At 64.4% G+C, this 23,106-nt stretch carries 24 protein-coding genes and 1 pseudogene; 5 read left to right on the top strand and 20 right to left on the bottom strand.

Annotation, left to right across the window (positions count from 1 at the left end):
• A partial coding sequence (locus AB4Y92_RS09080) for a hypothetical protein (RefSeq protein ID WP_441819312.1) occupies positions 1 to 245 on the top strand: 245 nt, incomplete at its 5' end.
• A gap of 277 nt (positions 246 to 522) precedes the next feature.
• Positions 523 to 1,740 (top strand): serine hydrolase domain-containing protein, encoded by a 1,218-nt coding sequence (locus AB4Y92_RS09075; protein WP_441819311.1) that lies wholly within the window; start codon positions 523 to 525, stop codon positions 1,738 to 1,740.
• A gap of 131 nt (positions 1,741 to 1,871) precedes the next feature.
• On the opposite strand, the gene AB4Y92_RS09070 is transcribed toward AB4Y92_RS09075, so the two are convergent.
• On the bottom strand, positions 1,872 to 2,339 hold the full coding sequence (locus tag AB4Y92_RS09070; protein ID WP_441819310.1) for a nuclear transport factor 2 family protein: 468 nt from the start codon (positions 2,337 to 2,339) through the stop codon (positions 1,872 to 1,874).
• 75 nt (positions 2,340 to 2,414) lie between these two features.
• On the opposite strand from AB4Y92_RS09070, the gene AB4Y92_RS09065 reads away from it, so the two are divergent.
• The 3 genes and pseudogenes from AB4Y92_RS09065 to AB4Y92_RS09055 all read left to right on the top strand — a co-directional run bounded on the left by AB4Y92_RS09065 (position 2,415) and on the right by AB4Y92_RS09055 (position 4,402).
• A complete protein-coding gene (locus tag AB4Y92_RS09065) occupies positions 2,415 to 3,041 on the top strand; it encodes a TetR/AcrR family transcriptional regulator (protein ID WP_441819309.1) in 627 nt (208 codons plus the stop codon).
• A pseudogene (locus AB4Y92_RS09060) lies at positions 2,968 to 3,132 on the top strand (DUF6053 domain-containing protein); the annotation flags it as partial. The gene AB4Y92_RS09065 and the pseudogene AB4Y92_RS09060, both read left to right, overlap by 74 nt.
• A 115-nt stretch (positions 3,133 to 3,247) precedes the next feature.
• Positions 3,248 to 4,402: an NAD(P)/FAD-dependent oxidoreductase gene (locus tag AB4Y92_RS09055; protein WP_441819308.1), complete on the top strand. Its 1,155-nt coding sequence runs from the start codon at positions 3,248 to 3,250 to the stop codon at positions 4,400 to 4,402.
• Positions 4,403 to 4,427: 25 nt separating this feature from the next.
• Here the strand turns inward: AB4Y92_RS09055 and AB4Y92_RS09050 are convergent, their stop codons facing one another.
• The 19 genes from AB4Y92_RS09050 to AB4Y92_RS08960 all read right to left on the bottom strand — a co-directional run bounded on the left by AB4Y92_RS09050 (position 4,428) and on the right by AB4Y92_RS08960 (position 22,942).
• Positions 4,428 to 5,225: an amidohydrolase gene (locus AB4Y92_RS09050; RefSeq protein WP_441819307.1), complete on the bottom strand. Its 798-nt coding sequence runs from the start codon at positions 5,223 to 5,225 to the stop codon at positions 4,428 to 4,430.
• 385 nt (positions 5,226 to 5,610) lie between these two features.
• Entirely contained in the window at positions 5,611 to 7,284 is a 1,674-nt protein-coding gene (locus AB4Y92_RS09045) for a type IV secretory system conjugative DNA transfer family protein (protein ID WP_441819306.1), read from the bottom strand.
• A 39-nt stretch (positions 7,285 to 7,323) separates the two neighbouring features.
• On the bottom strand, positions 7,324 to 7,605 hold the full coding sequence (locus tag AB4Y92_RS09040) for a hypothetical protein (protein WP_441819305.1): 282 nt from the start codon (positions 7,603 to 7,605) through the stop codon (positions 7,324 to 7,326).
• A gap of 115 nt (positions 7,606 to 7,720) precedes the next feature.
• Complete coding sequence (locus AB4Y92_RS09035; protein ID WP_441819304.1) at positions 7,721 to 8,284, bottom strand: XVIPCD domain-containing protein; 564 nt, start codon at positions 8,282 to 8,284, stop codon at positions 7,721 to 7,723.
• Positions 8,285 to 8,795: 511 nt separating this feature from the next.
• Positions 8,796 to 9,902, bottom strand: coding sequence for an XVIPCD domain-containing protein (locus tag AB4Y92_RS09030; RefSeq protein WP_441819303.1), 1,107 nt, complete (start codon positions 9,900 to 9,902; stop codon positions 8,796 to 8,798).
• Positions 9,903 to 9,944: 42 nt separating this feature from the next.
• Entirely contained in the window at positions 9,945 to 10,442 is a 498-nt protein-coding gene (locus AB4Y92_RS09025) for a hypothetical protein (protein ID WP_441819302.1), read from the bottom strand.
• 121 nt (positions 10,443 to 10,563) lie between these two features.
• Positions 10,564 to 11,730 carry an XVIPCD domain-containing protein gene (locus AB4Y92_RS09020; RefSeq protein WP_441819301.1) on the bottom strand — a complete coding sequence of 389 codons (1,167 nt, stop codon included), beginning with the start codon at positions 11,728 to 11,730 and terminating at the stop codon, positions 10,564 to 10,566.
• Positions 11,731 to 11,802: 72 nt separating this feature from the next.
• Complete coding sequence (locus AB4Y92_RS09015) at positions 11,803 to 12,309, bottom strand: hypothetical protein (RefSeq protein ID WP_441819300.1); 507 nt, start codon at positions 12,307 to 12,309, stop codon at positions 11,803 to 11,805.
• 352 nt (positions 12,310 to 12,661) lie between these two features.
• Positions 12,662 to 13,984 (bottom strand): XVIPCD domain-containing protein, encoded by a 1,323-nt coding sequence (locus AB4Y92_RS09010; RefSeq protein ID WP_441819299.1) that lies wholly within the window; start codon positions 13,982 to 13,984, stop codon positions 12,662 to 12,664.
• 51 nt (positions 13,985 to 14,035) lie between these two features.
• Entirely contained in the window at positions 14,036 to 14,686 is a 651-nt protein-coding gene (locus tag AB4Y92_RS09005) for a hypothetical protein (protein WP_441819298.1), read from the bottom strand.
• A 225-nt stretch (positions 14,687 to 14,911) separates the two neighbouring features.
• Positions 14,912 to 16,126 carry an XVIPCD domain-containing protein gene (locus tag AB4Y92_RS09000; RefSeq protein WP_441819297.1) on the bottom strand — a complete coding sequence of 405 codons (1,215 nt, stop codon included), beginning with the start codon at positions 16,124 to 16,126 and terminating at the stop codon, positions 14,912 to 14,914.
• Positions 16,127 to 16,281: 155 nt separating this feature from the next.
• On the bottom strand, positions 16,282 to 17,001 hold the full coding sequence (locus AB4Y92_RS08995; RefSeq protein ID WP_441819296.1) for a hypothetical protein: 720 nt from the start codon (positions 16,999 to 17,001) through the stop codon (positions 16,282 to 16,284).
• Positions 17,002 to 17,257: 256 nt separating this feature from the next.
• On the bottom strand, positions 17,258 to 17,794 hold the full coding sequence (locus AB4Y92_RS08990) for a DUF4189 domain-containing protein (RefSeq protein ID WP_441819295.1): 537 nt from the start codon (positions 17,792 to 17,794) through the stop codon (positions 17,258 to 17,260).
• A gap of 124 nt (positions 17,795 to 17,918) precedes the next feature.
• A complete protein-coding gene (locus AB4Y92_RS08985) occupies positions 17,919 to 18,410 on the bottom strand; it encodes a DUF4189 domain-containing protein (RefSeq protein WP_441819294.1) in 492 nt (163 codons plus the stop codon).
• A 75-nt stretch (positions 18,411 to 18,485) separates the two neighbouring features.
• A complete protein-coding gene (locus tag AB4Y92_RS08980) occupies positions 18,486 to 19,043 on the bottom strand; it encodes a DUF4189 domain-containing protein (RefSeq protein WP_441819293.1) in 558 nt (185 codons plus the stop codon).
• Between the two features lie 676 nt (positions 19,044 to 19,719).
• A complete protein-coding gene (locus tag AB4Y92_RS08975; RefSeq protein ID WP_441819292.1) occupies positions 19,720 to 20,214 on the bottom strand; it encodes a DUF4189 domain-containing protein in 495 nt (164 codons plus the stop codon).
• 65 nt (positions 20,215 to 20,279) lie between these two features.
• Positions 20,280 to 21,359, bottom strand: a complete 1,080-nt coding sequence (locus AB4Y92_RS08970; protein WP_441819291.1) for a type IV secretion system protein — start codon at positions 21,357 to 21,359, stop codon at positions 20,280 to 20,282.
• Between the two features lie 88 nt (positions 21,360 to 21,447).
• Complete coding sequence (locus AB4Y92_RS08965; RefSeq protein ID WP_441819290.1) at positions 21,448 to 22,221, bottom strand: hypothetical protein; 774 nt, start codon at positions 22,219 to 22,221, stop codon at positions 21,448 to 21,450.
• A 49-nt stretch (positions 22,222 to 22,270) separates the two neighbouring features.
• On the bottom strand, positions 22,271 to 22,942 hold the full coding sequence (locus AB4Y92_RS08960) for a hypothetical protein (protein ID WP_441819289.1): 672 nt from the start codon (positions 22,940 to 22,942) through the stop codon (positions 22,271 to 22,273).
• Positions 22,943 to 23,106 lie beyond the last annotated feature (164 nt).

The raw sequence follows: 23,106 nt of genomic DNA, 5'->3' as shown, positions 1-23,106 counted from the left end.
CGGCAACACCGCCCGCCCGAACGGCCCGCGTCCCGGCGGCCCGCGCGGCGGCGGACGTCCCGGCGGCGGCCGCGGCCCGCGCGGCTGAGTCGGCGACGACACGATCCGGTCCGCGGTCAGCGGCCGGATCGGTAGCGAACAAAGGGCGCTTCGGCGCCCTTTTGTTTTTCGTGGGATCGCCCTTGTGCGGCCTCGTCACCGTCATCCCCGCGCAGGCGGGGATCCAGGGCTTCACCGAGGCATGACGCTGAAGTCTTTGTATCCCCGCCTTCGCGGGGATGACGGCTGGGGGAACTCGGCACGGTCCGGGAAGGCGCGGCCCGGCTTCGCGCATACGAAACCACATCGGCACAGCCGCTGACCCGATCCGGACAGGTTCGCCGCCGTTCGCGCCGCGCCGGCCTCGAACCGCTCGGCAAGGCAATCCGATCACGGCATCGCAGTGTTTCACCCCGGTCACTTGTGCACTGCATCATTAGCGCCCAGCTTGCACGCACCTAACCGAAGGCACAGGCAATCCCCATGAATCTGCCCGTTCTCGAGTCCGTCGCCGCGACCGCCATCGCCGAACATCCCGCGCCGACCGCCTTGCGCGACCGCGTCGATGACGCGATCGACCGCGCCATCGCCGAACGCCGTCTGGTCGGCGCCGTGGTGCTGATCGCCCGCGACGGCCAGCTGGTCTACCGCCGCGCCGCCGGTCTGGCCGATCGCGAATCCGACCGCCTGATGCGTGAAGACGCGATCTTCCTGCTCGCCTCGGTGACCAAGCCCATCGTCGCCGCCGCGGCGATGAAGCTGGCCGAACAAGGCCGCATCGACCTGGACGCGCCGGTGACGCGTTACCTGCCGCAGTTCCGCCCGCGTCTGGCCGACGGCAGCGAACCGCAGATCACCCTGCGCCAGTTGCTGAGCCACACCTCCGGCCTGAGCTATCGCTTCGTCGAGCCGACCGGCAGCGATTACGACCAGTTGAACGTCTCCGACGGCTTCGATCAGCCCGGCCTGGGCATCGATGAGAACCTGCGGCGCCTGAGCCGGGCGCAGTTGCGTTTTCCGCCCGGCCAGGGCTTCAAGTATTCGATCGGCCTGGACGTGCTCGGCGAAGCGATGGCGCGCGCCACCGATACGCCGTTGCCGGCGTTGATCGAAGAATTGATCGCCGCGCCGCTGGCGATGAAGGACACCGCGTTTCGCATCGTCGACCACAAACGCACCGCCACGCCCTACAGCGACGGCCTCGCCGCCGACGGCTCGCGGCGCCCGGCGCGCATGCACGACGAAACCGTGCTGCCGTTTTTCGATGGCGCGCTGCGCTACGCGCCCAACCGTCTGGAGAACGCGGCTTCGTATCCCTCCGGCGGCGCCGGCCTGGCCGGCACCGCCGGCGACGTGCTGAGCCTGCTGGAAACGCTGCGCCGGGGCGGCGGCGAGATTCTGCAGGCCGAGTCGGTGGCGACGATGATGCGCGAGCACGTGCCCGCCCCGCTCGACGGCCTCGACCCGGGTTGGGGTTATGGCTACGGCTGGGCGGTGCTGAGCGATCCGGCCGCGAGCGGCACGCCGCAGTCGCGCGGCACCATCGCCTGGGGCGGCGTGTACGGACACTCGTGGTTCGTCGATGCGCAGCGCGGGCTCAGCGTGGTCGCGCTGACCAACACCGCGATCGAAGGAATGGACGGCGAGTTCACCTTCGATCTGCGCGACGCGGTGTATGCGGGATTGGCCGCGGCGAAGTGATCCGCAGCGATGTATCGGTGTACGGCACAAGGGCGCTTCGGCGCCCTTGTTCGTTTACGGCGTCGTAATTTCTGCGGGAACGGTGCGAGCCGCGATCGCGATGCAGCCATGATTTCACACCGCTCGCGCCGTCAAAGCCCCAGTTCGCTCAGCCCCGGATGTTCGTCCGGACGCCGTCCTTGCGGCCAATGGAACTTGCGCTCGCTTTCGGCGATGGGCTTGTCGTTGATGCTCGCCAGCCGCAGCGACATCAAACCGTCGTCGCCGAATTCCCAGTTCTCGTTGCCGTAGCTGCGGTACCACTGGCCGGAATCGTCGCGCCATTCGTAGGCGAAACGCACGGCGATGCGATGGCTTTCGAAGGTCCACAATTCCTTGATCAGGCGGTACTCGATCTCACGGCTCCACTTGCGCTGCAAGAACGCCACCGCCTGCTCGCGGCCCTGGACGAACTCGGCGCGGTTGCGCCAGCGCGTGTCCAGCGAATAGGCCTGGCCGACGCGGGCCGGATCGCGCGAATTCCACGCGTCTTCGGCCAGCCGGACTTTCTGCACGGCGCTGTCCCGGGTGAACGGCGGCAACGGTGGACGGGTTTCCATGAGCGGCTCCAAAGTAAGTAGACCGATCTGTCTACACGAATAAATTAACGCCGGTAGACCGATCTGTCTACATCGATGGCGAAGCTGCGCGAACCGATCTACCATCGCGCCATGAACGGCAAAACCGACCCGGTCCCGAGCGCCCGCGAACGCATCCTGCACACCGCGCACGACCTGTTCTACCTGCAGGGCATCCGCGCGACCGGCATCGACCAGGTGATCGCCGAATCCGGCGTGACCAAGGTGACGCTGTACCGGCACTACCCGAGCAAGAACGAGCTGATCCTGGCCTTTCTCGACTACCGACACGAACGCTGGATGAGTTGGTTCGACAGCGCCCTGCTCCGCTTCGGCTCAAACCCCGCGGCGCTGGTCGCGGCGATGGGCGAATGGTTMGCGCATCCGCAGTTCCGCGGCTGCGCGTTCATCAACGCGGTGGCCGAGATCGGCCCGGTCCTGCCCGAAGCGGTGGCGCGTTCGCGCGAGCACAAGCGGCAGATGCAGGCGCGCATCGCCGGATTGCTGCCGCCCGGCAGCCGGCGCGAGGCACGCGCGGGCGCGCTGGCGATCGCGGTGGACGGAGCGATCGTGCGCGCGGCTTGCGAGGCGACGCCGCGGGCCGCGCTCGATGGCCTGGAGACCGCGGTCGAAGCCATTTGTGCGCCCGCGGCCTCTCGACAGGCCGCAAAGCCCCGGGCCTGAATCCGTCGCTCAAGCGCTCTCGACGCCATCGAAGTCTTTTGTGGGAGGGCCTTCAGGCCCGATGCTCTCCGGTCAGATCGCGGCGTTGGAACGAAAAGCATCGGGCCTGAAGGCCTCAGGCCTGCGCCGGCACTTCACACAGCCGCCATACGCCCTTCGCGCAACGCGCCGACACTGTGCGCAACCCCCAACGCACAGGTCCGCCCATGAACCAGGACACCGCTCACTACGATTGCGATCTGGTCGTCGTCGGCGCCAGTTTCGCCGGCGCCGCCTGCGCGCTGGCGGCGGCGCGCGCGGGCCTGCGCGTGGTCGTGCTCGAACGCAAGCGCGATCCGGGCGACAAGCTGCGCACCACCGGTATCGTGGTCAAGGAAGCGGCCGAGCAGACCTGGCTCAGCCGCGCGCCGGCCGGCTGTCTGCACCGGGTCGAACGGGTGCGGCTGTACTCGCCCAAGCTGCGCAGCATGGCGCTGAGCGCGCCGGGCTATTACTTCCTGACCACCGACACGCCGCGGCTGATGCGCTGGCTGGCGCAGGAACTGGTGCGGCATGAGGTCGATCTGCGCCTGGGCGCGTCGTTCACTCAGGCCGAGCGCGACGGCGAGGGCTGGCGCATCGAAGGCGTGGGACGCACGCGTTTCCTGGTCGGCGCCGACGGCGCGAAATCGCGCGTCGCCGAGCGCACCGGGCTCGGCCGCACGCATGAGTTCCTGTACGGCATCGAATACGAATTCCCGCAGGCCACCCTGCCCGAGTCGGGCGCCCTGCACTGCTTCGTCAGCAAGCGCTACGCGCCGGGCTACATCGGCTGGGTCGCGCAGAATCCGACCGGCGTGCAGGCCGGGCTGGCGCTGCGGCACGATCCCGAGCGCGCGCGCGTGCCGGATATCGACGGCTTCCTCGCCCGCGTCCGCGACGTGGTCGGCCTGGGCGCGCAACTGCAATCCACCGCGACCCGCGCCGGCCTGATTCCCTGCGGCGGGCCGGTGTTCCCGCTCGCGCGCGACGGCGTGATGCTGACCGGCGACGCCGCCGGCATCGTCTCGCCGGTGACCGCCGGCGGCATCCATTCGGCCTGGGCGCACGGCGAAACCCTGGGCCAGGCGATCGCCCTGCACGCGCGCGGCATCGGTCCGGCGCCGGAATCCATCGCCCAGGACGCGGCGCCGAAATTCCGCCGCAAGCGCGCGCTGCGCTGGGCCTTCGACCGCTTCCAGTTCGACTGGCCGTTCGACCTGCTGCTGCACTCCGCGCCGCTGCGCTGGGCCGCCGAACAGGTGTATTTCCACAAGCGCGGCGTCAGCGAGGCCGACATCGAAGCCGGCGCGGTGCGTTCGCGCGCCGGGGAAGATTACTGAGCGTCGCTGCGCGCGTAAGCGCGGATCACAGCAACTCGAACCGGTCCGCGTCGAGCATCGCCGGGAAACGCTCGCGATGCGCCGCCAGCTCGGCCGCTTGCAAGGTCGTGGTGACGACAACTTCCTCGTCGGTGCATTCGCTGATCGGATGGCCGAGGAAATCGATGACCGCGCTGTCGCCGGCATAGTGCAGGCCGTTGCCGTCGTCGCCGACGCGGTTCAGGCCGGCGACGTAGCACAGGTTTTCGATCGCCCGCGCGCGCAGCAGCGTCTTCCACGGATAGGCGCGCGCCGACGGCCAGTTGGCCACGTACAGCAGCAGATCGAAGTCGGCCTCGCCGGGCCGCTCGACATCGAAGCGGTTGCGCGAAAACACCGGGAAACGCAGGTCGTAGCAGACCATCGGGCAGATCCGCCAGCCCTTCCACTCCACCGTCAGGCGGTCGCGGCCGGCGGCGTAGCGCTCGTGCTCCTTGGCGAAGCGGAACAGGTGGCGTTTGTCGTAGGTCTGAAGCTCGCCGTCGGGCGTGGCGAACAGCAGGCGGTTGAACACGCCTTCGTCGGTGCGCAGCTGCACGCTGCCGGTCACCGCCGCGCCGAGCTTGGCGGCCTGCTCGCGGATCCAGGCGACTGTAGGGCCGTCCATGGTCTCGGCGCTGCCGATGGCTTCGTTGCTGAAACCGCTGGTGAAGGTCTCCGGCAGCAGCACCAGATCGGTGATGCCGTGCAGCGAGGCGATCAGATCGCCGTAGTACTCGCGATTGCCGGCGGGGTCGTGCCAGCGGGTGGCGCCTTGAACGAGGGATACGCGGAGGTCTTTCATGACGGTTCGGCCTGACGTGCGTGCTGCCGCCATTATGACGCGCGAGCGCCGCGGCAGATCGCGTCGCCGGTTCAAAATTTGGGCGGGTTCGTCCTGTCGTCAGAACTCGCGGGCATGGCGCGGCAGCCGTGACAAAACCGCATCATTCCTTCTCCCTCTCCCGCTTGCCACCCAAGGTGACTTCCTTTGGGGCGCGGGAGAGGGCTGGGGTGAGGAATGAGTGCCGTAGGCACGAAATGCTTTTTCTGCGACGGCTCGCGCCCTCACCCCAACCCCTCTCCCGCGAGCGGGAGAGGGGCTCCGGGACTTACCGGCTTGCCCACAAACAAAAACGCCACCGCGATCGGCGATCGCGGTGGCGCCTGGGACCGGCCAATCGGGTCGGTCAGACCTTCACATCCAGCATCGGCACCGTCACCTTCGGCAGCAGACGCTGGGTGAACAGCTTGTCCTGGTAGTACTTGATCTTGTCGCACTTCACCGGATGCGGGATGCCTTCGTACAGGAACACCTCGGTGTCGAAGCCCATCGCCTTGAGTTCCTGCGGCAGCATCAGCGCGCGGCGCTCTTCCGACTCGCTGCGCGAGATTTCCTTGCCGCGGGTGATGTTCTGCTTGCGCACGGTGGTGTAGCCGAGCATGTCGGAGTAGTCGTTGGCGTCCTGCTGCTCGCGCGGCGCGTAGATGATCTGCAGCGCGTGGTTGGTGATGATGGTGCGCGAGATGTCCTTGCCGTAGGTCGCATCCAGCTGCGACATGCTCTGGATGATCGGCAGCAGGCGGATGTTGTAACCGGCCATGTACGACACCGCCGAGGCGATGATGTCCACCTTGCCGATCGAGGTGAATTCGTCCATCAGCAACAGGCACTGATGCTTGAGTTCCTTGTTGTTCTGCGGCAGTTCGCGGGTGTTGAGGTTGATGATCTGGCTGAAGAACAGATTCACGATCAAGCGGCTTTCGGCCAGCTTGTTGGGCTGGATGCCGACGTAGATCGTCATCTTCTTCTTGCGCAGGTCGGTCAGCAGGAAATCGTCGGTCGCCGTGGCCGCGTCCAGCACCGGGTTGATCCAGGCGTTGAGCGGCTCCTTGAACGTGCCCAGGATCGAGGCGAAGGTTTCGTCCGCCTGCGACAGCATGTTGCCGAACGCGGCGCGGGCGTTGCTGCTCAGGAACGGCCGCTCCGACAGGCCCTTGAGGAAGGGCTTGAGCTCGCTCTTGCCGTCGCCCGAGGACAAGCGGTAGACCGCGCCCAGGGTCGGCAGCGTGCCGAACGGGAAGCCGACTTTCTTCGCGTCTTCGTAGGCTTCGAACAGGTACAGGGTGAAGGCCATGAAGCAGTTACGCGCCTGGCTGACCCAGAATTTCTGATCGTCCGAGCCGTCCGGATACAGCATCGCGGCGATGCTCATCAGGTCGGAGACGCGGAAGGCCGGATCGGCCGACACATAAGTCAGCGGATTCCAGCGATGGGTGCGGCGGTCTTCGGCGAAGGGATTGAACAGGAAGATTTCCTGCCCCTGCTGCGAACGCCAGCCGCTGGTCAGGTCGAAGTTTTCCTGCTTGATGTCCAGCACCACCATCGAGGCCTGGTAGTTGAGCAGGTTCGGAATCACGATGCCCACGCCCTTGCCCGAACGGGTCGGCGCGGCCAGGATCACGAACTGCTGGCCGCTGAGCTGGACCAGCCGGCCGTTGTACTTGCCGACCACGATGCTGGTCGGGGTGGACTTGAACATGTCCTTCTTGCTCAAGTCGCCGGCGGTGGCGAAACGCGCGTCGCCGTGCATCGACTGCTTCTTCGGCATGAACATCACATACAGCAGGCCGCAGTACGCGGCCAGCGGCAGGCCGAAGCCGATGAAGCCGCCGGCCTTGATCTTGCCCACATACGGCCGGACCTGCGGCAGATGCAAGGCCTTGACGTACTCAAGGTACGTATTCCATTTGACGGCGGCTTCGACTTTCAGCAACAACAACGTTACGTATCCGGACAGATACGCGCCCGCGGCAATGAACAACAGCAATGCCACCAGGGCAACAATCGGCTTCCCTTTCACGTTTTGTTTCCTGCTTTGTTTCCCCGACCCCGCTGTCGGTCAGCTTCGCTTCCGGCCACTGCGGAGCCCTGAACGCTCCACCCGGCGCGATGGGGACATCATATCCGGCGAAACGTCGCTGCTGTCGATCAAATCTTTGAGGATGCGGTCGTCCAGCCAGATCTGGGCCTCGCTGAGGGTGACCTCCTGGTGCAGCTTGACGCCGGCCGAGGACATGATCGCGTAGGCGTAGACGTCGTCTTGTTCGTACTCCGAGTCCCGGGTCAGGGCGACGATCTGATAGTGGCCCCGGGTCTGGATGTGATGGCGATATTCGTTCATTGCGGGCCTCCGATGCCTGCGCGGGCCGGACCTGGGTCCGGCGGGCTCGATCAGCGGGGGCTGACCGGATGTGGATTCAGTCCAGTCCGCCGCGCTCGGCGACGGACCGGGGCGATCAGTCTTTGTCCTTGAACAGGTTGCGCAGCAGCGAGGGCTGCTCGCGCTCGGTGCTGCGCGCGGCGGCCTGCCCGTCCGGGTCCTGCTGTTCGCGCTCGCGCCTGCGCTCGGCGTCGCGCTGGCGTTCGAGTTCGCGCTGGCGGTCCTGCAGTTCCTGCTCGCGCGCGAGCTGGGCGAACTGCTCGCTGCTGCGCTGGATCGATTGCTGCGCGGCCTGGCCGGCATCGACGTAGCTGACCTGACGGCTCGGCGAATCCAGTTCGCCCTCGACCGCGAACGCGCGCGCGCCGTCGTGGCTGAAGACCACGTGGTCCACGCCGTGACGGCCGCGCGCGGCTTCCAGGGCCAGCGCCGCGGCCAGGTTGTCGCGTTCGCCCGGGCTGTAGGAACGCGCCATTTCCTGCTTGTCCAGGCACACGCGAACCTGCGAGAACTGGTCGTGCTGCGGATGGTTCGGGCTGCTGAGCAAATTGCGCTGCTGCGCCCGGCGCATGTCGTCCAGGGTGTGGCTGGCGTCGTCGGCGCTGACGCGAAGCTGTTGATCCGGTGGATTGGAGCTCATCGCTGCCTCCGTCCGGACATTCCGGTCCGGTGATGTTGTGCCCCGGATGCCGGCCGGAGCGGTGTCGCCGCCACGCATGCGGCGTGCGGCTGTCGCGTGTCGCCCGACCCGATGCGGTCCCGGCCGCAGCCGGGCGCGTTCCTTGTCGAGCCTACCCCGGGCCCGGGCCCGGGTCGAACCGGCCGTCGCGCAACGCCGCGAGCGGCGCGCATGCCCGAAGGCAAGTAAGCGGCAGCGGCAGGTTCGGCCTCCCTAGTGACCGAACCTGCCGTGCCCCTCCGCCCTTGCGGGCGAAGCATCGACCTCCATGTCGCGAACCCCGCAGCGACTGCTTAACCGTCCCTGGCCTGCGAGGCACTCCAATCCGAACCGCCGTTCCACCTCCACCGAAGACGCGGTCGCCGGTCCGGATCAGCCTGTGGAAACACCGCCGCGTCCCAGCGGCGGCCTCCCCTGCATCCTGTCTTGCCGCGACGCTTCCATGCGCCGCCTCGCCCGGCCGAAGCCGGACTCAACCCATCGTCATGCGTTGCTGCTGTTGATGTTGCTGCTGTTGCGTGTGCTGCTCGGCCTGCTGCGCCAAGGCCGGCACGTCCTGCGCCAAACGCTGCGAAGACTGTTCGACCGTCTGACTCATCGCCTGCTGCTTGTCGGCGAACACGCGGTGATGGGCCGGATCGTTGAGCGCGCCCTGCACGGCGAACACACCGGTGCCGTTGACGTTCGGAACCACGTGATCGATCTGCTTCATGCCGCTGACGCGCGCCTCGTAGGTGAGCGTCGCGGCGGCGCGTTCCAGATCCTGATGGGTCTTGAAACCGGCCTGCGGGCCCAGCCGTTCCAGGCCGTCCAGCGCCTGCCGGTACATGGCGTTGTCGGGATGGCTCGGATTCGACAGCAGGCCGCTGCTGCGATCGTCCTGGCGCGGCCCGGCGTGCTTGATCGCGTCCAGGCTGCGCGGACCGGCGACGCCGTCGTCCTTGAGGCCGTGCTCGCGCTGGAACGATTGCAGCGCCTGACGGGTGCGGTCGCCGAAGTTGCCGTCTGCGTTCAAGGGCTGGCCGTGTTCGTCGCGATAGCCCAGGCGATTGAGATCCTCCTGCAGCTTGCGCACCTCCGCGCCGTTCTCGCCCTTGCGCAGCACGCCGTCGTCGGCCTGCGCCGCGGTGCGGCCGCCGACGCTCTGGCGCTGATTCCAGAATTCTTCCGGATTGATGCTGCGGCCCTGCGCGTCTTTCATCTGGTAATGCACGTGCTGGGCGTATTGCTCCTCGCCGCGCGGGCCGCGTCCGCCCATCGTGCCGATCTCGCTGCCGGCCTCCACGCGCTGGCCGACCACCACCGACTGGCTCTGCGTGTGCAGCAGCTGATGGCTGTTGCCCTCGGCATCGCGGATGGTGATGGTGCCGTAGCGGCCGCCGACGAATTCCACCGTGCCGCCGATCGGCGAATGGATGGTGGGATGGGTCAGATTCACCCCGGCCTGGCCGCCCTGGTAATTGAAATCCGAGCCGCCGTGCGCGCCGTTTTCGCGATGCTCGCCGTAGTGGCCGGTGATGTGCGCCTCACGGCCCTGCTGCTGCGGCAGGATCGTGTTCATGACGTCTTGGTAGGACATTGCGATCTCCTGAAGGGAATGCGGGGCTGGGTGGCGCTGCCGTCAGAGCGAGTCGTCGCGCATCCGGTACAGCGTCCAGCACTCGCCCTTGCGGAAGAAGAACGACAGCTGGTAGTCGGTGTCGGGCTTGGCCAGCATCACTTCCTTGTCGCCGTTGAGCTCGGTCTGGCTCAGCACCAGGCCGTCAGCCTGTTGCTTGGCCGCGCTGGGCATCAGCGGAAAATGCAGCGCGTCGCCGTCGAGCATCGCGGTCACCGGCTTGGGCTCGGGATCGGCGTTGGCGTCGATGGTCTCGCTTTGCAGCGGCCGCTGGGTGTAGGCCTGCTGGATCTGCGCGTCGTCGGCGAAGGCCTTCAGGAACACGTCGAAATCCTGCGACGGGCAGGCCTGGGCCGGCGGCGCCGGCGCGGCCGCGGCCGGCTTCGCGTTCTTGTCGCCCGCGGCCGATGCGGGCTGGCTGTTGGAAGCGAGTTCGCACCCGCCCAACGCCATCGCCATCGCGAGCGCCGCTGTCCATACACCGATCTGCTTGAATTTCATCGTTCGATTTCCCTGCTGAAACTTCGCACTCTCGCAGCAAGCCCGGACCGCGTCTGGGCAGCGCGCCACGCCATCGCAACCTGCCGCCGCGGCCGGYCGATCGGGCCGGCCGCGGCGGGGATCACGCGACCTGGACCCGGGTCTTTTCCGGCTCGGGCGCCGCCACCGTCGCCGTCTGCGGCACGTCCTGCTGCAGCTGCTGGCTGGAACGCTCCAGCGGCTGGCCCGCGGCCTGCGCCTTGTCAGCGTGCACGCGCTTGTTGGCCGGATCGGTCAGCTCGCCCTGCACCGCGAACAGGCCGTTGCCGTTGGCGCTCAGCGAGACGTGATCGATCTTGGTCAGACCGCTCACCCGCGCCTCGTAGGTCAGGGTGCCGGCGGCGCGTTCGAGCTCTTCGCGGTTCTTGAAACCGGCCTGCGGGCCGAGTTTCTCCAGACCTTGCAGCGCCTGCTGGTACATGCCGTTATCGCGGTTGGCCGGATCCGACAGCAGCGTCGTCTGCCCGGCCTTCTTCAGCGCGTCGAGCGTCTTGGCGCCGGCCACGCCATCGTCGTCGAGACCGTGCGCGCGCTGGAACGCCTGCACCGCGTGCTTGGTGTTGGCGCCGAAATCGCCGTCGGGCTTGAGCGGCTGGCCCTTGGCGTCGCGGAAGCCCAGTTCGTTCAAGCGCTCCTGCAGCGCCGTCACCGCCTTGCCTTCTTCGCCCAGCTTGAGCTTGCCGTCGGCCATCGCATCGACCGGCTTGGCCGGTGCGGGCTTGGCGTCGGCCGGCTTGGGTTCGACATGGTCCGGGCCGCCGTGGTCGCGGCCGTTGGCCAGGGCGATGCCGCGGCGCATGGTCGGGCCGTTGAACACTTCGCCCAGCTGCTTGGCGTAACCCGGGTCGGTGGCGTAGCCGGCCTTCTGCAGCGCCTTGGCTTCCTTCTCCAGATTGCCCAGCGTGCCTTCGTCGAACAGCCCGGCCTTGGCGTAACGGCCGTTCTCTTTCAGGAACTTGACGCGGTCGGTCAGCGCTTCGTCGATGGAACCGTAGACGCGGAAATCCTGGTCCTTCCAGACCTTCTTGCCGCCTTCGATTTCCCACACGTTGAAGGTCTTGGTCGGGCCGTCCCAGCCCTTGCTGTCCTTGATGTTGAAGATGTTGTTGGTGCCCGGCAGGACTTTCTCGCCCCAGCCGGTTTCCAGCGCGGCCTGCGCCAGGATCAGCTCGGCCGACATGCCGGTCTGCTTGGACACGCGCATCGCGGCCGGGTACAGGTCGGCGATGAATTCTTCTTTCTTACCCATGATCAAACTCCTTCTGATTGGATCGACACAGCGATCGATCCGGGATGAAAAACCGGTTGCGCGCGATGCGCGTCAATGCGTGAGGTCGGCCTTGAGCGTGGCGTGGAAATCGCTGCGCTTGTCCGGATCGCTGAGGCTGAAGTACTGGCCCGTGACCTGCAGCGCGCCGTTGTCCCAGCGCAGGTGCTGCGCGCCTTCTTCGACGAAGGCCGAGTACGCGCCCTGCGCGCCGGGCACGGCGACATCGCCGCTGGCCTGCACCGCGCCGTTGCTCAGGCTGAGCTTCACCACCTTGAGCAAGGTCTGCGACAAGCTTTGCTCAGGCTGGGTGTCGGATTGCAGCAACACATAGACCGCATCGCCTTCGCGCACGCAGTGGGTGGCGCGGCTTTGGTAGGTGTCGGCCGGCAGATCCAGCGACTTGGTCCACACCGGCTTGCCCGCGGTCTGCGCGACGTAGGCGACCGGACGCTGGTTCATGCCGTCCTCGTCGCGGGTCGCGCCGGCCACGCACTGCTTGCCGTCGCCGATGGATTCGGATGCGTAGGAAGAAAAGCCTTGAGGAATTTCGGTAGTCATCGGTGCGGTATCCGTAGGGGCGGGAGTGCTGGCGACGGGTGCGGTCGCAGGCGCGGCCGCGGGGGTTGCGGGCGCTGCCGCCGCGGGCGCGGCCGGCGCGGCGTCGGGCGCGGCGCCCTGCTTCTGGCAGGCCAGCAACGCCAGCGACAAAGCGCATACAGCGATCAACGGGGCATAGCGGTTCGTAGTCATCGGCCGGTTCCAACTGTCGAGTGGTGATGAAGCGCAAACACGGAACAACTGCGCCCCTGCGAGGGGCCGGGATGGTGCGCCCGCCGGATCGACCGGCGGACGCACCATCCCCAACACATCCGCCCGCCCTGGCCTCCTGCCGGGGCGAGCGGTCTTACCCTTACGCCGCCATCGTCCGCGGCTGCTGCTGGCGCTCTTCCTGCGCCGGCTGCTGTTGAGGCTGTTGCGGCTGCGGCACGTCCTGGCGCAGTTGCGCGCTGGTCTGCTCGACCGAATGGCCGATCGCCTGCTGCTTGTCGGTCAGCACGCGCTGATGGGCCGGATCGTTCAAGCCGCCCTGCACCGCGAAAAAGCCGCTGCGATCGGCGTTGGGCACGACGTGATCGATCTTGGTCATGCCGTGGACGCGCGATTCGTAGGTCAGCGTGGCGGCGGCGCGTTCCATCTCGCCGTGATTCTTGAAGCCGCCGTTGGGACCGAGCTTCTGCAAGCCGTCCAGGGCCTGCTGGTACATCGCGTGATCGCGATTGGCCGGATCGGCCAGCGACGGCGCGCGCGCAGGCTCGGCGTGCTGCGGCGCCTGACCCGGCGCCTGCGCGTGCTGCTTCACCGCTTCCTTCAATTTGTCCAGCGTGGCCGGGCCGGCGACGCCATCGTCCTTGAGGCCCTGATCGCGCTGGAATTGCTTGAGCGCATCCTCGCTCTTCTTGCCGAAGTGGCCGTCGGGGTTGAGCTCGCCGCCCTTCGCGTCGCGATAGCCCAGCGCCTTCAGCGATTCCTGCATGTGCTGCACCGCTTCGCCGCGCTCGTTGAGCTTGAGCTTGCCATCGGCCATCGGATCGTGGCCGCCGACACTCTTGGGCAGCTTCACTTCGCCGTGCGCCAGGCGCTCCATCACTTCCGGCGTCAGCATCTTTTCCCACTGCGCGGCGGCGGCGCGGCGCTCGGGCAAATGCTTTTCGCCGCCGTTGATGTCGTGGGTGGAACCCTTGACGTCGTGCTGATGGCCGTGCGGCACCACGCGGCTCTGCCAGTAGTGCACGGCGACCTTCGCGGCGGTGTCGCGATCGGCGGCCAGACCCGGATTGGCGGTGAAATCCAGCCCGAGTTCCTTGCCGGCGGCGGCGTAGTTGCTGCGGCCGGTCAGCTGCACGTAGCCGCGGCCGTGGAAGTTCCAGCCGTCGCCTTCCTGCGTGTTGCCGAGATTCTTCGCGCCCCACTTGCCGCCGTAGATCGCGTTGGCGACCGCTTCCTGGCCGCCGGCGGCGATCGCATCGGCCTCGGCCTGCGTGTCCATGCCGTTGCGGCCGTTGAAGTTCTTCATCAGACCCGCGCCGCTGTAGTGCAGGTTCTCGTTCATGCTCTTGAAGCCGCCGGACTCGATCTGCATCTGGCCCATGAAAACGGCGAGTTCTTTCGGTTCGCGGATGCCCGACTCGTAGGCCTTGAGCAGCAGGAAATCGCGGTTGTTCGGTGTAGACATGAAAATCCTTCCTTGATTGATTAGGTAATAAGCGGGCTGGAACGCAGCCGGTCAGTTCTTGGGCGGCAGCCCGTTCTTTTCGATGGCTTCGTCCTTGGGCCAGCTCATCGTGTATTTGAACAACGCGTCGTCCTCGTCTTCGATCACGCTGCCCTTCTCGCAGGCCAGCGCGGAATCGGCTTTCGCCAGGTCCTGCGCCGCGGCCACGATCACGCCCTGGTCTTCCAGGCCTTCGCCGGAGATCGAATAAACGATGTGCTTGCGGCCGGCGTCTTCGAACGAATACGCGAAGCCGCCGCTGCCGCCGCCGAAGCCCAGATGGCTGCGCTTGAAGCGGCCGGCCGGCGCGGATTTGTCCGCGGGATAAACGAAGTCGGCATGTCCGGCCGCGCCTTGCGCGAAGTAGACATAACCGGCCTGATCGCTGACGCCCTTGGACGCGCACAGCGAGGCGAACTTCTTGTCGCCGGACAAGGTGCACGAGAACACCACGCTCTCGCCTGCAGCGCACAGCGAGCGGCCGTCGCCGGCCGCTGCCGGTGCCGGCTCAGTCGCCGCCGGCGTCGATGCAGGCGCGGCGGCGGTAGGCGAAGCGACCGTGGCTTGCGTCGTCTTCGTCGCATCGCCGGCCGGCGCGTCGGCGGCCTTGCAACCGACCAGGGCCGTGAGCAGAGCGATGGCTAACAAATTCGCAGATTTCATGACGTTCCTTGACTGATCTGAACGGGTTGTTGCGGATAGGCACTGAGCGATGTCGATGCACGCCGATACGCTGCGTGCGCGCCGGGGGCGGATCGAATGGCCGTGCCGATGTCGTCGAAGACGCGTGCCCGTCCGATACGCCCCGTAGCGGTACCGCTGCGCGATTCGCGGCCGAGGCGGATCGCGAGGATCCGATTCGATCGCGCGCGCGGCGGCGCCGCCCGGTCAGGCGCTTTGGGTTCTGGGCTTGTTGTCTGGGGTGGGAGCGGCGAGTTGCGGAGCGTCCTGCGCGGCCTGGAACGTCGATTGCTCGACCGGCTGTTCGGCCGCCTGGCTCTTGCTGACGTGGATGCGCTTATGCCCCGGATCGTCCAGACCGCCCTGCACCGCGAACAGGCCTGCGCCGTTGGCGGTGGGAACGACGTGATCGATCTTGCTCAGGCCGCTGACCTTGGCCTCGAACGCCAGCGTCGCCGCCGTGCGTTCGAGTTCGTCGCGATTCTTGAACGCTTGCGGGCCCATTTTTTCCAGGCCTTCGAGCGCGCCCTTGTACATCGCGTGGTCGGGATGCGCGGGATTGGACAGCAACGGCGTCTGCGCCGCGTGCTTGAGCGCCTGCAACGTGTCCGGACCGGCGATGCCGTCGTCCTTGAGCCCGTGCGCGCGCTGGAACGACTGCACCGTTTCGCGGGTGCGATCGCCGTAGTCGGCATCGGCGCGCGGCGCATGGCCTTGCGCGTCGCGATAGCCGAGCTTGGCGAGGGTTTCCTGCAACGCGCGCACGTCCTGGCCGCGCTCGCCGTGCTTGAGCACGCCGTCGGCCATCGCATTGGCCTGCGCCGGTTCGCTGCGCGACTCGTCCATGCGCGCATGCGTCTTCGGATCGCGCGCCATCAACTGATTGAGGCCGTCGCGATTGCGGGTGATGTCGTGCAGGTAATCGTAATTGCTGGTGCCGTTGGCATCGCGGCTGACGCGGCCGCCGGTGACCGCGGCCTTGGCGCCGCCGTAGCCGGCGATGTGGCGCGCCTTGAGGAAACCGGCAACGGTCTCGGCCTTGTCGTCGGCGTGCAGCACGCCGTCCTTCAGCGCCTGGCGATAGGCCTGGTCGCTGTTGGTCTTGAAGGCTTTGTCCTGCAGTTCCGGCGAGGCCTTGTACTGGTCCAGGCTCAGGCCCTGGTTCCAGTTCGACTTGTCTTCAAGGAAGCGCGTCATGCCGCCGCTGCTCGCCCACTTCCACTCCGCCCCGCGGGTTTTCTCGGGGTCGAAGCCGTCGTGTTTCATCGCAGCGTCGAGCTTGTGCTTGTCGACATAGCCGGCATCGGCCAGCCAACCGGCTCCCGCCTGGTAGCGACCGACATAGCCTTGTTTGTTGGTGATCCCTAAATCACCGCCGTTGCTCTCGGTCAGGACCGTGGAAGCAACCAGACGTCGGGTCATCGCAGCGTCCAAGCTCGCGATCGTACCCTGGTGGTACTCATGGGCAGTGGCCACTGCCTTTTCTCGTCTATCAGCCATAACGCTGTTCCTTTTGGATAGGACGAATCAAGTTGTGAGGGTCTGCGAGAGACCGCGTGTCGCACCAGCTAAGGGTCTTATGACTCCTTGCAACGCATCGACGCGATCTTCTGCGCCGGTTTGTCGGGGGTGAATTCGAAGGTGGTCGTGCCGGGGCCTTGGTTGCCGCCGTCGTCCACGTAGACTTCAGCATACACGATTTTCGAGCCCGTCAAGGACAGCTCGAAGAACTGATTGGCCTGGGTGTTTTCCGAGGTGGTGCCGTAGTCGAGCTCGCACTGGCCCGCGATCGGCTTCAACGACGCGCCCGGCCCCAGCTGTTTTTGCAGGATGCCCTGGTAATCGTCGCTGGCGTAAAACTTGACGAGCGACACAGAATGCACGTTCTGTGCATCGCCATTGAGCGTCACCCCGACCTCGCCTTCGTTGGCCTGCCGCGTCCCCGCCTCGGCGCCGGCCTTGCCGTCTGGCACCTGGACCATGCCGAAGCCGGCGAGCAACAAGGTGCCGCTGCGATAGCGCGCGTTGCGCGGCGAGTTCGAATCGGGGTTGTCCTGCGGCGCGGGATCGCGCCACTGCACGCCGACCGCGTGGTCGAAGGCCGACCAGGCCGCGCCGTCTTTGGCGCCGAGTACATCCAGCAGACCTTGCAGCGAACCCATTTCCTGCTTTCCTTGCTGAGCTTGCGCCGCCGCAGCGACCGCCGGAGCCGCCGGCGCGGCGGCCGCCGAAGTCTGAGCAGACGACGGGGCCGAAGCAGGCTTACAGCCTACCATCAGCACGGCGGCGAGCATCATTGCGCAATGTGGTGAGTACTTCATCGTGGCTACCGGGATTCGGCGCGGGGTGCGGGGAGTTGTAGCACAGCCGTCTGCCACGGGGATTTGAAAGCAGAGTGCCGCGAGCGGCCGCGCGAGATGTGCGCTGTCGACACAGGGACCGCGGCTGTGGCCGCGGTCATCGCAAGGGCTTCCACGATTGACGTGCAATCTTGACGATTAGAACGTGCTTGCGTCGGTCTGGCGCGCCCTGCCTCCCTGCCGAGGTTCCTCGTCAATAGGCCGTTGCCTCGCTGCATCCGGAATAGAAGATCTCGCACTTGCCCGTGGCCGAGCGCGGCTCGCATTGTCCCTTCGCGCTCACAGCGGCCGCGGCAAAGGTGTCTGCGGTCATGGTGTCCATGACGAATCCCTGCCCCGTCGGCGACGGACCCCAAACGACAGCAGCGCACTGGTTGCGGTAGCTCAAGACCTCTTTGCAATCCTTGCCGCCCTTGGACTTGCAATGTTCCAGTGCGGCTTTTCTAGCCCGGCTGCGATTCTTCTCGCCTTCGCCGATACCGACGATCGAATTTTCGGAATCAAAAAAGATCGAACCCCAGGCGCTCTTCCAGCCACTGGGACCGTAATTGCCGCCGCTGTTGGGCCTGCTCAGCCCCGGTATCGGGATGCACTGATTCTGCCCCGCAGTACCAACCGGCGCAGCGTTAGGAGTGAATCCATCGGGGCATCCCTGTTCTGCCGCCGCAGTGCCACAGCACATGGACAACGCTAAAAACAATAAGCTGCCAGCACCGCTTTTGATATCCATATATCCATCTCCATTGCAGTTTTTCGATACCGAGCCTCTACAACACGTCGCGGTGAACCCACCTATCCGACACTGTCAAAAGCATCGATCTCATGTTGCGCCAACCCTCTTTCGCAGATATCGACTAACGCACTCGCTGCGCATAGCTGCAGTCAGAGAAAAATACTTCGCATTCTGAAGAATCCTTACTGCAACCTTTGAGTGCCATTTCCGAAGCCTCGCCCAAAGTCTCAGCGCTGGCCGTGGCCATAAAACCGCCGCCCCAAGCAAGAACGCCGCACGCATTGCGATAACTAAGTTTGACCTTGCAGTCAGCCCCGCCCTTGGTCTGGCATTGGCTCACGGCGGCCTTCTCTGCCGCTTTCTTGGTTAGCGCATTTCCGGCTATGCCCGTATTCCCCGACGGGTCCGTCGCAATCGCCCCCCAACGCGACTGCCACTGTTCAGAGGGAGTCTCTCCGCCGCCAGAAGTCCCATATCCAGGGATCGGGACGCAGGTCTGCCCTCCTGGCTGGGTACCTCCAGGATAGAAGCCATCCGAACATCCTTGCTCCGCATGAGCGGGGATCGAGGCGATGCTACCTAAACCCAGCAAAAGCCATCCAACCGTTTTCACTGCAAAGCCTCCACCTAACTTGGCATCCCTGCCTGTAGGACAACTTATTCCTGGCAAGCGATCGCTGTTATCGGCCTAATCTTGCCAAGGCATCGCGCAATCCGAATAGGCGGCCTTGCATACCGGCGAACCGGCAGCCTTACAACGCTGCTCCGCGTCGCTCTGCGCGTCGTCGATGCTCGGACCCTTACCGACATAAATGGTGACCTTGGCATTCTTGCTATCGGTCGCTCCCAGAACTGCCGCTGCGCATTCGTTCTCGAACGTTGCGATGATCTTGCAGTCGGCTCCGCCATTTTTCTTGCAGCTTCTAAGCGCGGACCATTTGGCCTGCCACGAACGCGCGAAAGCCGTCTTAATATCGCTGGCACCTACCGCCATCGCCGCCGGATCGAAGGCGAATGCCCCATGTCCGTCATGGTGGCTCGCCCCTGATGAATATCCGTTTCCGCTGTCGTATCCCTGTGGAGGGCCTGGTATGCATTGGTTTTGCCCGGGGATACCGGTCGGCGCGGCATTCGGAACAAATCCGTCAGGACATCCCTGCTCTGCCTTGACGGCTGAAGAGTAAATCGAAGAGGTCGCGAGCAGCGCGATCATGGCGAGGACGGCCGAGGATCTTTCGACGTTCATGTCATTGGACTCCGTTGGCATTAGATTTACGCGAATTATAACCGAAGCAATATCTCTTCCGATGCGCTTTTTATTGTTCCACCGATGTGGAATTAAAGTGCAGGCCCAGCACATTAAGCATGCAAAAAGACGTCAGAGACTTCGCAGGCGCTGCCCCCTACGAGCACAAAAGAAATGTCAATCTGATGAGAGATTTCAGTTCATTATCTGCAGTGCGCTAAAGCATCATTGACAGCTTTTTGTTTACTGGTCATACCGCTAGCAACCCCGCCATGCTCGTGGTCGGATCGTATGCGATGGCGCCCCAACGTTTAGCTCACTGGGCAGAGGGTGCAGACGGAGCGCTCGTAACTCCAGGTCCGCAGAAGTCCGGCATCGGTATGCATTGATGATTCTACCCAAGGGTGCCGGCTGTTGCCGCCTTGAGGACAAATCTGTCAGGACAACCCCGTTCGGCAGCCGCAATGCCGCAGCACATAAACAACACCAAAAACAGCAAGCCAAAAGCAATTCTTTTGATATCTATATACCAATCCCTGCTGCAGTTGACGCAGTGCCTCATGACGCGCCGACCAGCTCTATGCTCCCAACTCGCGCCAGTGCAAAAAAATCGGCGCCCCAAGGCGCCGATCCTATGCTTCGCCAAACCAGGCAGAAACTCTCTAGCAGTTACCAACTAACGCACACGCTGTGCATAGCTGCAGTCGGAGAAAAACACTTCGCATTCCGGAGAGTCCTTGCTGCAACCCTTGAGCGCCATTTCCGACGCTTCGCCTAAAGTCGCCGCGCTGGCAGTGGCCATGAATCCACCGCCCCAGGCAAGAACACCACATGCGTTGCGATAGCTAAGTTTGACTCTGCAGTCAGACCCGCCCTTGCCCTGGCATTGGCTTACTGCGGCCTTCTCTGCTTTTTTCTTACTTAAGGCATTACCGGCTATGCCCGTTTTCCCTGAAGGATCCGTCGCAATCGCTCCCCAACGCGACTGCCACTGCTCAGAAGGGGTGGTTTCCCCGCCGCCAGAGGTTCCGTATCCGGGAATCGGCACGCAGATCTGTCCTCCTGGCTGAGTACCGCCAGGATAAAAGCCATCTGAGCACCCTTGCTCAGCGCGAACGACACCCGAAGCAACGAGAGCCATACCGAGCAAAAGCCATCCGATCGTTCTCATAACAGAACCTCCACCAGCAATCGCTCACGCGAGTTTACGTTTTCATCGCGGCAGCAAAGCAATCTTTACTGCGGACGTCCCAAAGCCTCATTAGGGTGAATCTGTCGGGTAGGAGCTGCCTGGGACGCCTGCCCGCCACTCGCAGACTTGCCAAAATGCTCACCCTGACCCTGCAGTGCGTTGTAAGTACTGTATTGACCCAGCACGCCATTGAAGAAAGCTCCTGCCATGGGAGGGGCTGAAATTATCAATGTCGATAGGATCACGCCTAAACCGCCTTGCTGCAGCGCCAAGCTCATCAAGCTTTCTTTACTACTACCCAGCCCGAGCAAGTCAGCCGCCCAGAACGCCCCGCCTACTGCTATTACCAGATCGATGGCAATCGTGGTCATAACTATCAAGACGGCCATCGACATCATGGTCGCTATACCGTAGAACAGCCATTTCTGGAACAAGGCTTTGGTTTGATCGAACATCAAGCACAGGATGAAGAATGGACCTGTGCCTATGAACAGAGCCATAGCGATCTTGTTCAACATCATCGCGATCATCGCCATGATGACTGGACCGCCAAGTCCCACACCCAGCATATTCATTGCTTTATCTTTGGTCTCTTGGGCCTCCGGGTCTTGGCCGTCATCGACCGAGCCGACCAGTTGCAGGCCGGCCTGCATGATTCCGAGCACTTCGTCCATGTCCGCGTACGGGCCATCGTCGTCGCGCCCGGTCACGGTCTGGCGAATCACGTGAGACAAACCATCGGTCAGTTTTTCGTAGGACTTGTCCGCAGTCATGGCCGCCGACAACGCGATGCCCACGATCAGCACCGACTTCAACGAATTCACGACCAGGTTCATCATCGGCTCACGCGACTGACCGGTGACGATGCGAAAGCCCTGCACGATGATCCACAACGTCACCACCGTCGCTGCGACCGCGCCGATCAACTGACCTACGCGCTTAAGCAGATTCCCCTGAAATTTCAAGATCATCTTGTCCAGATGCTCTTTGATCAGGGTGAAAAACTGCATGTTCTGCAGACCGCCGGCCACGTGCAGGTCCAGCCAGTTCAGCAGACCGCTCACGTGTAAATCCATCCAGCCCGACAGCGAACTGGCTCCCAGCGATACGATGTGGATGTCCATACGTCTTTCCGTCTCCATCGGCGGGCCCCTAGGCCCGCCTGGTGTTATGCATTAGCTGTCGCCGCGCTTGCCGCGCGGGCAGTCGGAATCAAAGGTCTCGAGTACGCGCGCCGGCGAGCGCGGCCTTCAGCGCAAGACCTTGCAAGGCCGTACCCACGATCGGCGGCAGGCTGAACGGCGAATCCTTCTTGACGCCGCCCTTGCCGGTCAGGACTTGCTTGGCCGTCGCGGCCATGTCCTCGTTCAAGGTGGTCAGGATCACCGTATAGGTATCCAAGGTGTACTTGCCGTTCTGAATATCGTTTTCCATCTGCGCCTGCAGACGGGCGATGTCGTTGGTGTTCGCGTCCAGCTGACCCTTATCCTTCGCCGCGGTCAGGGTCTTGCGCTTGTCCAGCAGCTTCTTGATTTCGCCGTCGCGCGTCTTCACGTCCTTGAGCATCTTGACCATCGCATTGAAGCGACGGTTGCGAATTTCCACCGCCTTGGTGCAGATCTGCTTCTGCTGCGTCGCCGCATCGTTGCGGGCGTTATCGCAGACTTCATCGCCGTAATTAAGCGCGCGCTCCTTGAATTCGGCGTTGTTGTCGCGGAAGCCGGTGATTGCGCCGAGATTGAAGTTGCCCGGATTCAGCTGGTCGTACTGCTTCTGCAGCGTATTGAGCTGATCCATGAGGCTGTCGTACTGATCCTTGAGCTTCTTCGTCGAAGCTACCAGCTCGGCATTGTTCATGCCCTGGGTGATTTCGGACGCCCAGATCGCATGCGCCGGCATCGGCGTCAACGCGATCAGGCCGAACGATGCGGCCACGGCCAGGCTCAACGCCAGAGAGTGGAAGGACTGAGAGGAAGTGTGCTTCATGATCGAAATCCTTGAATATGAAAGACGGTAATCCGGTATCGCCCGGCGTTCAGAGGTCTCGGGACCTGGCAGCGGCCAAGGCGACTTTCAAAGTCAGCCCCTGCGCTACCGAGCTCACGATAGGCGGCAAATTGAACGGCCCTTTCTTGTCGGCGCCTTTGCCCGTCAGCGCCTTCTCCGCACTCCTCGCGATCTCCTCGTCGAGCGCGGCGATCATCGATGTATAGAGCTCCATCGTCATTATGTAATTCTGCGAATCGTTCTTGGTCGACGCGCGCATCTGCATATTGGCGTTGGTGTTGCCGATCAGCCGGCCGCTGTCCTTGGCGCCGCTGATGCCGCTGCGGTTGGAACGGATGTCCTGAATCTTCTTGTCGCGGGTCTCCGCATCCTTGAACATCTTCACCAGCACGTTGAAGCGCTTGTTCACCAATCGCTGCCGGGCCTGGCAAAGCAGGTATTGCTCATCGGCGACGTAGCTCCTGCCCTTGTTCTTTCCGCACACGTCTTCGACGCCGTCTTCCTCACCGCGTTCCTTGAGGCCGTCGATCTTGTCCCGATTGCCGGCCAGCTCGGTGATTTGCGAGGCGCCCGAACGCAACTGCTCGAAGCGCTCGTTCTGCTTCTTCAGTTGGTCCTGCCACGAGGTGTACTTCTGGACCTGGGTCATCGTGTCGGTGACCCATTCGATATTGTTCAGCCCCTGGGTGACCTGGGTCATGCACGCGCCGTAGAACGTCTGCGTATACGTGAAGTCGTACCAGCACTGGGCCGCCGCCGGACGCGGCGCCAACAGCGCGCAAACGCCGAGCAGCAGCGAACAGAGCAAGGGCCAGGCGGATGATTTGAAGTGCATCGTTCGACTCTCCTTGAGTGGCCGCCCCG

It is taken from the genome of Lysobacter sp. TAB13 (genome assembly GCF_052113885.1).
In the GTDB taxonomy this organism is placed as follows: domain Bacteria; phylum Pseudomonadota; class Gammaproteobacteria; order Xanthomonadales; family Xanthomonadaceae; genus Lysobacter; species Lysobacter gummosus.
The sequence above is the reverse complement of the archived record's forward strand: the minus strand, read 5'-3'. Positions and strand labels throughout refer to the sequence as shown.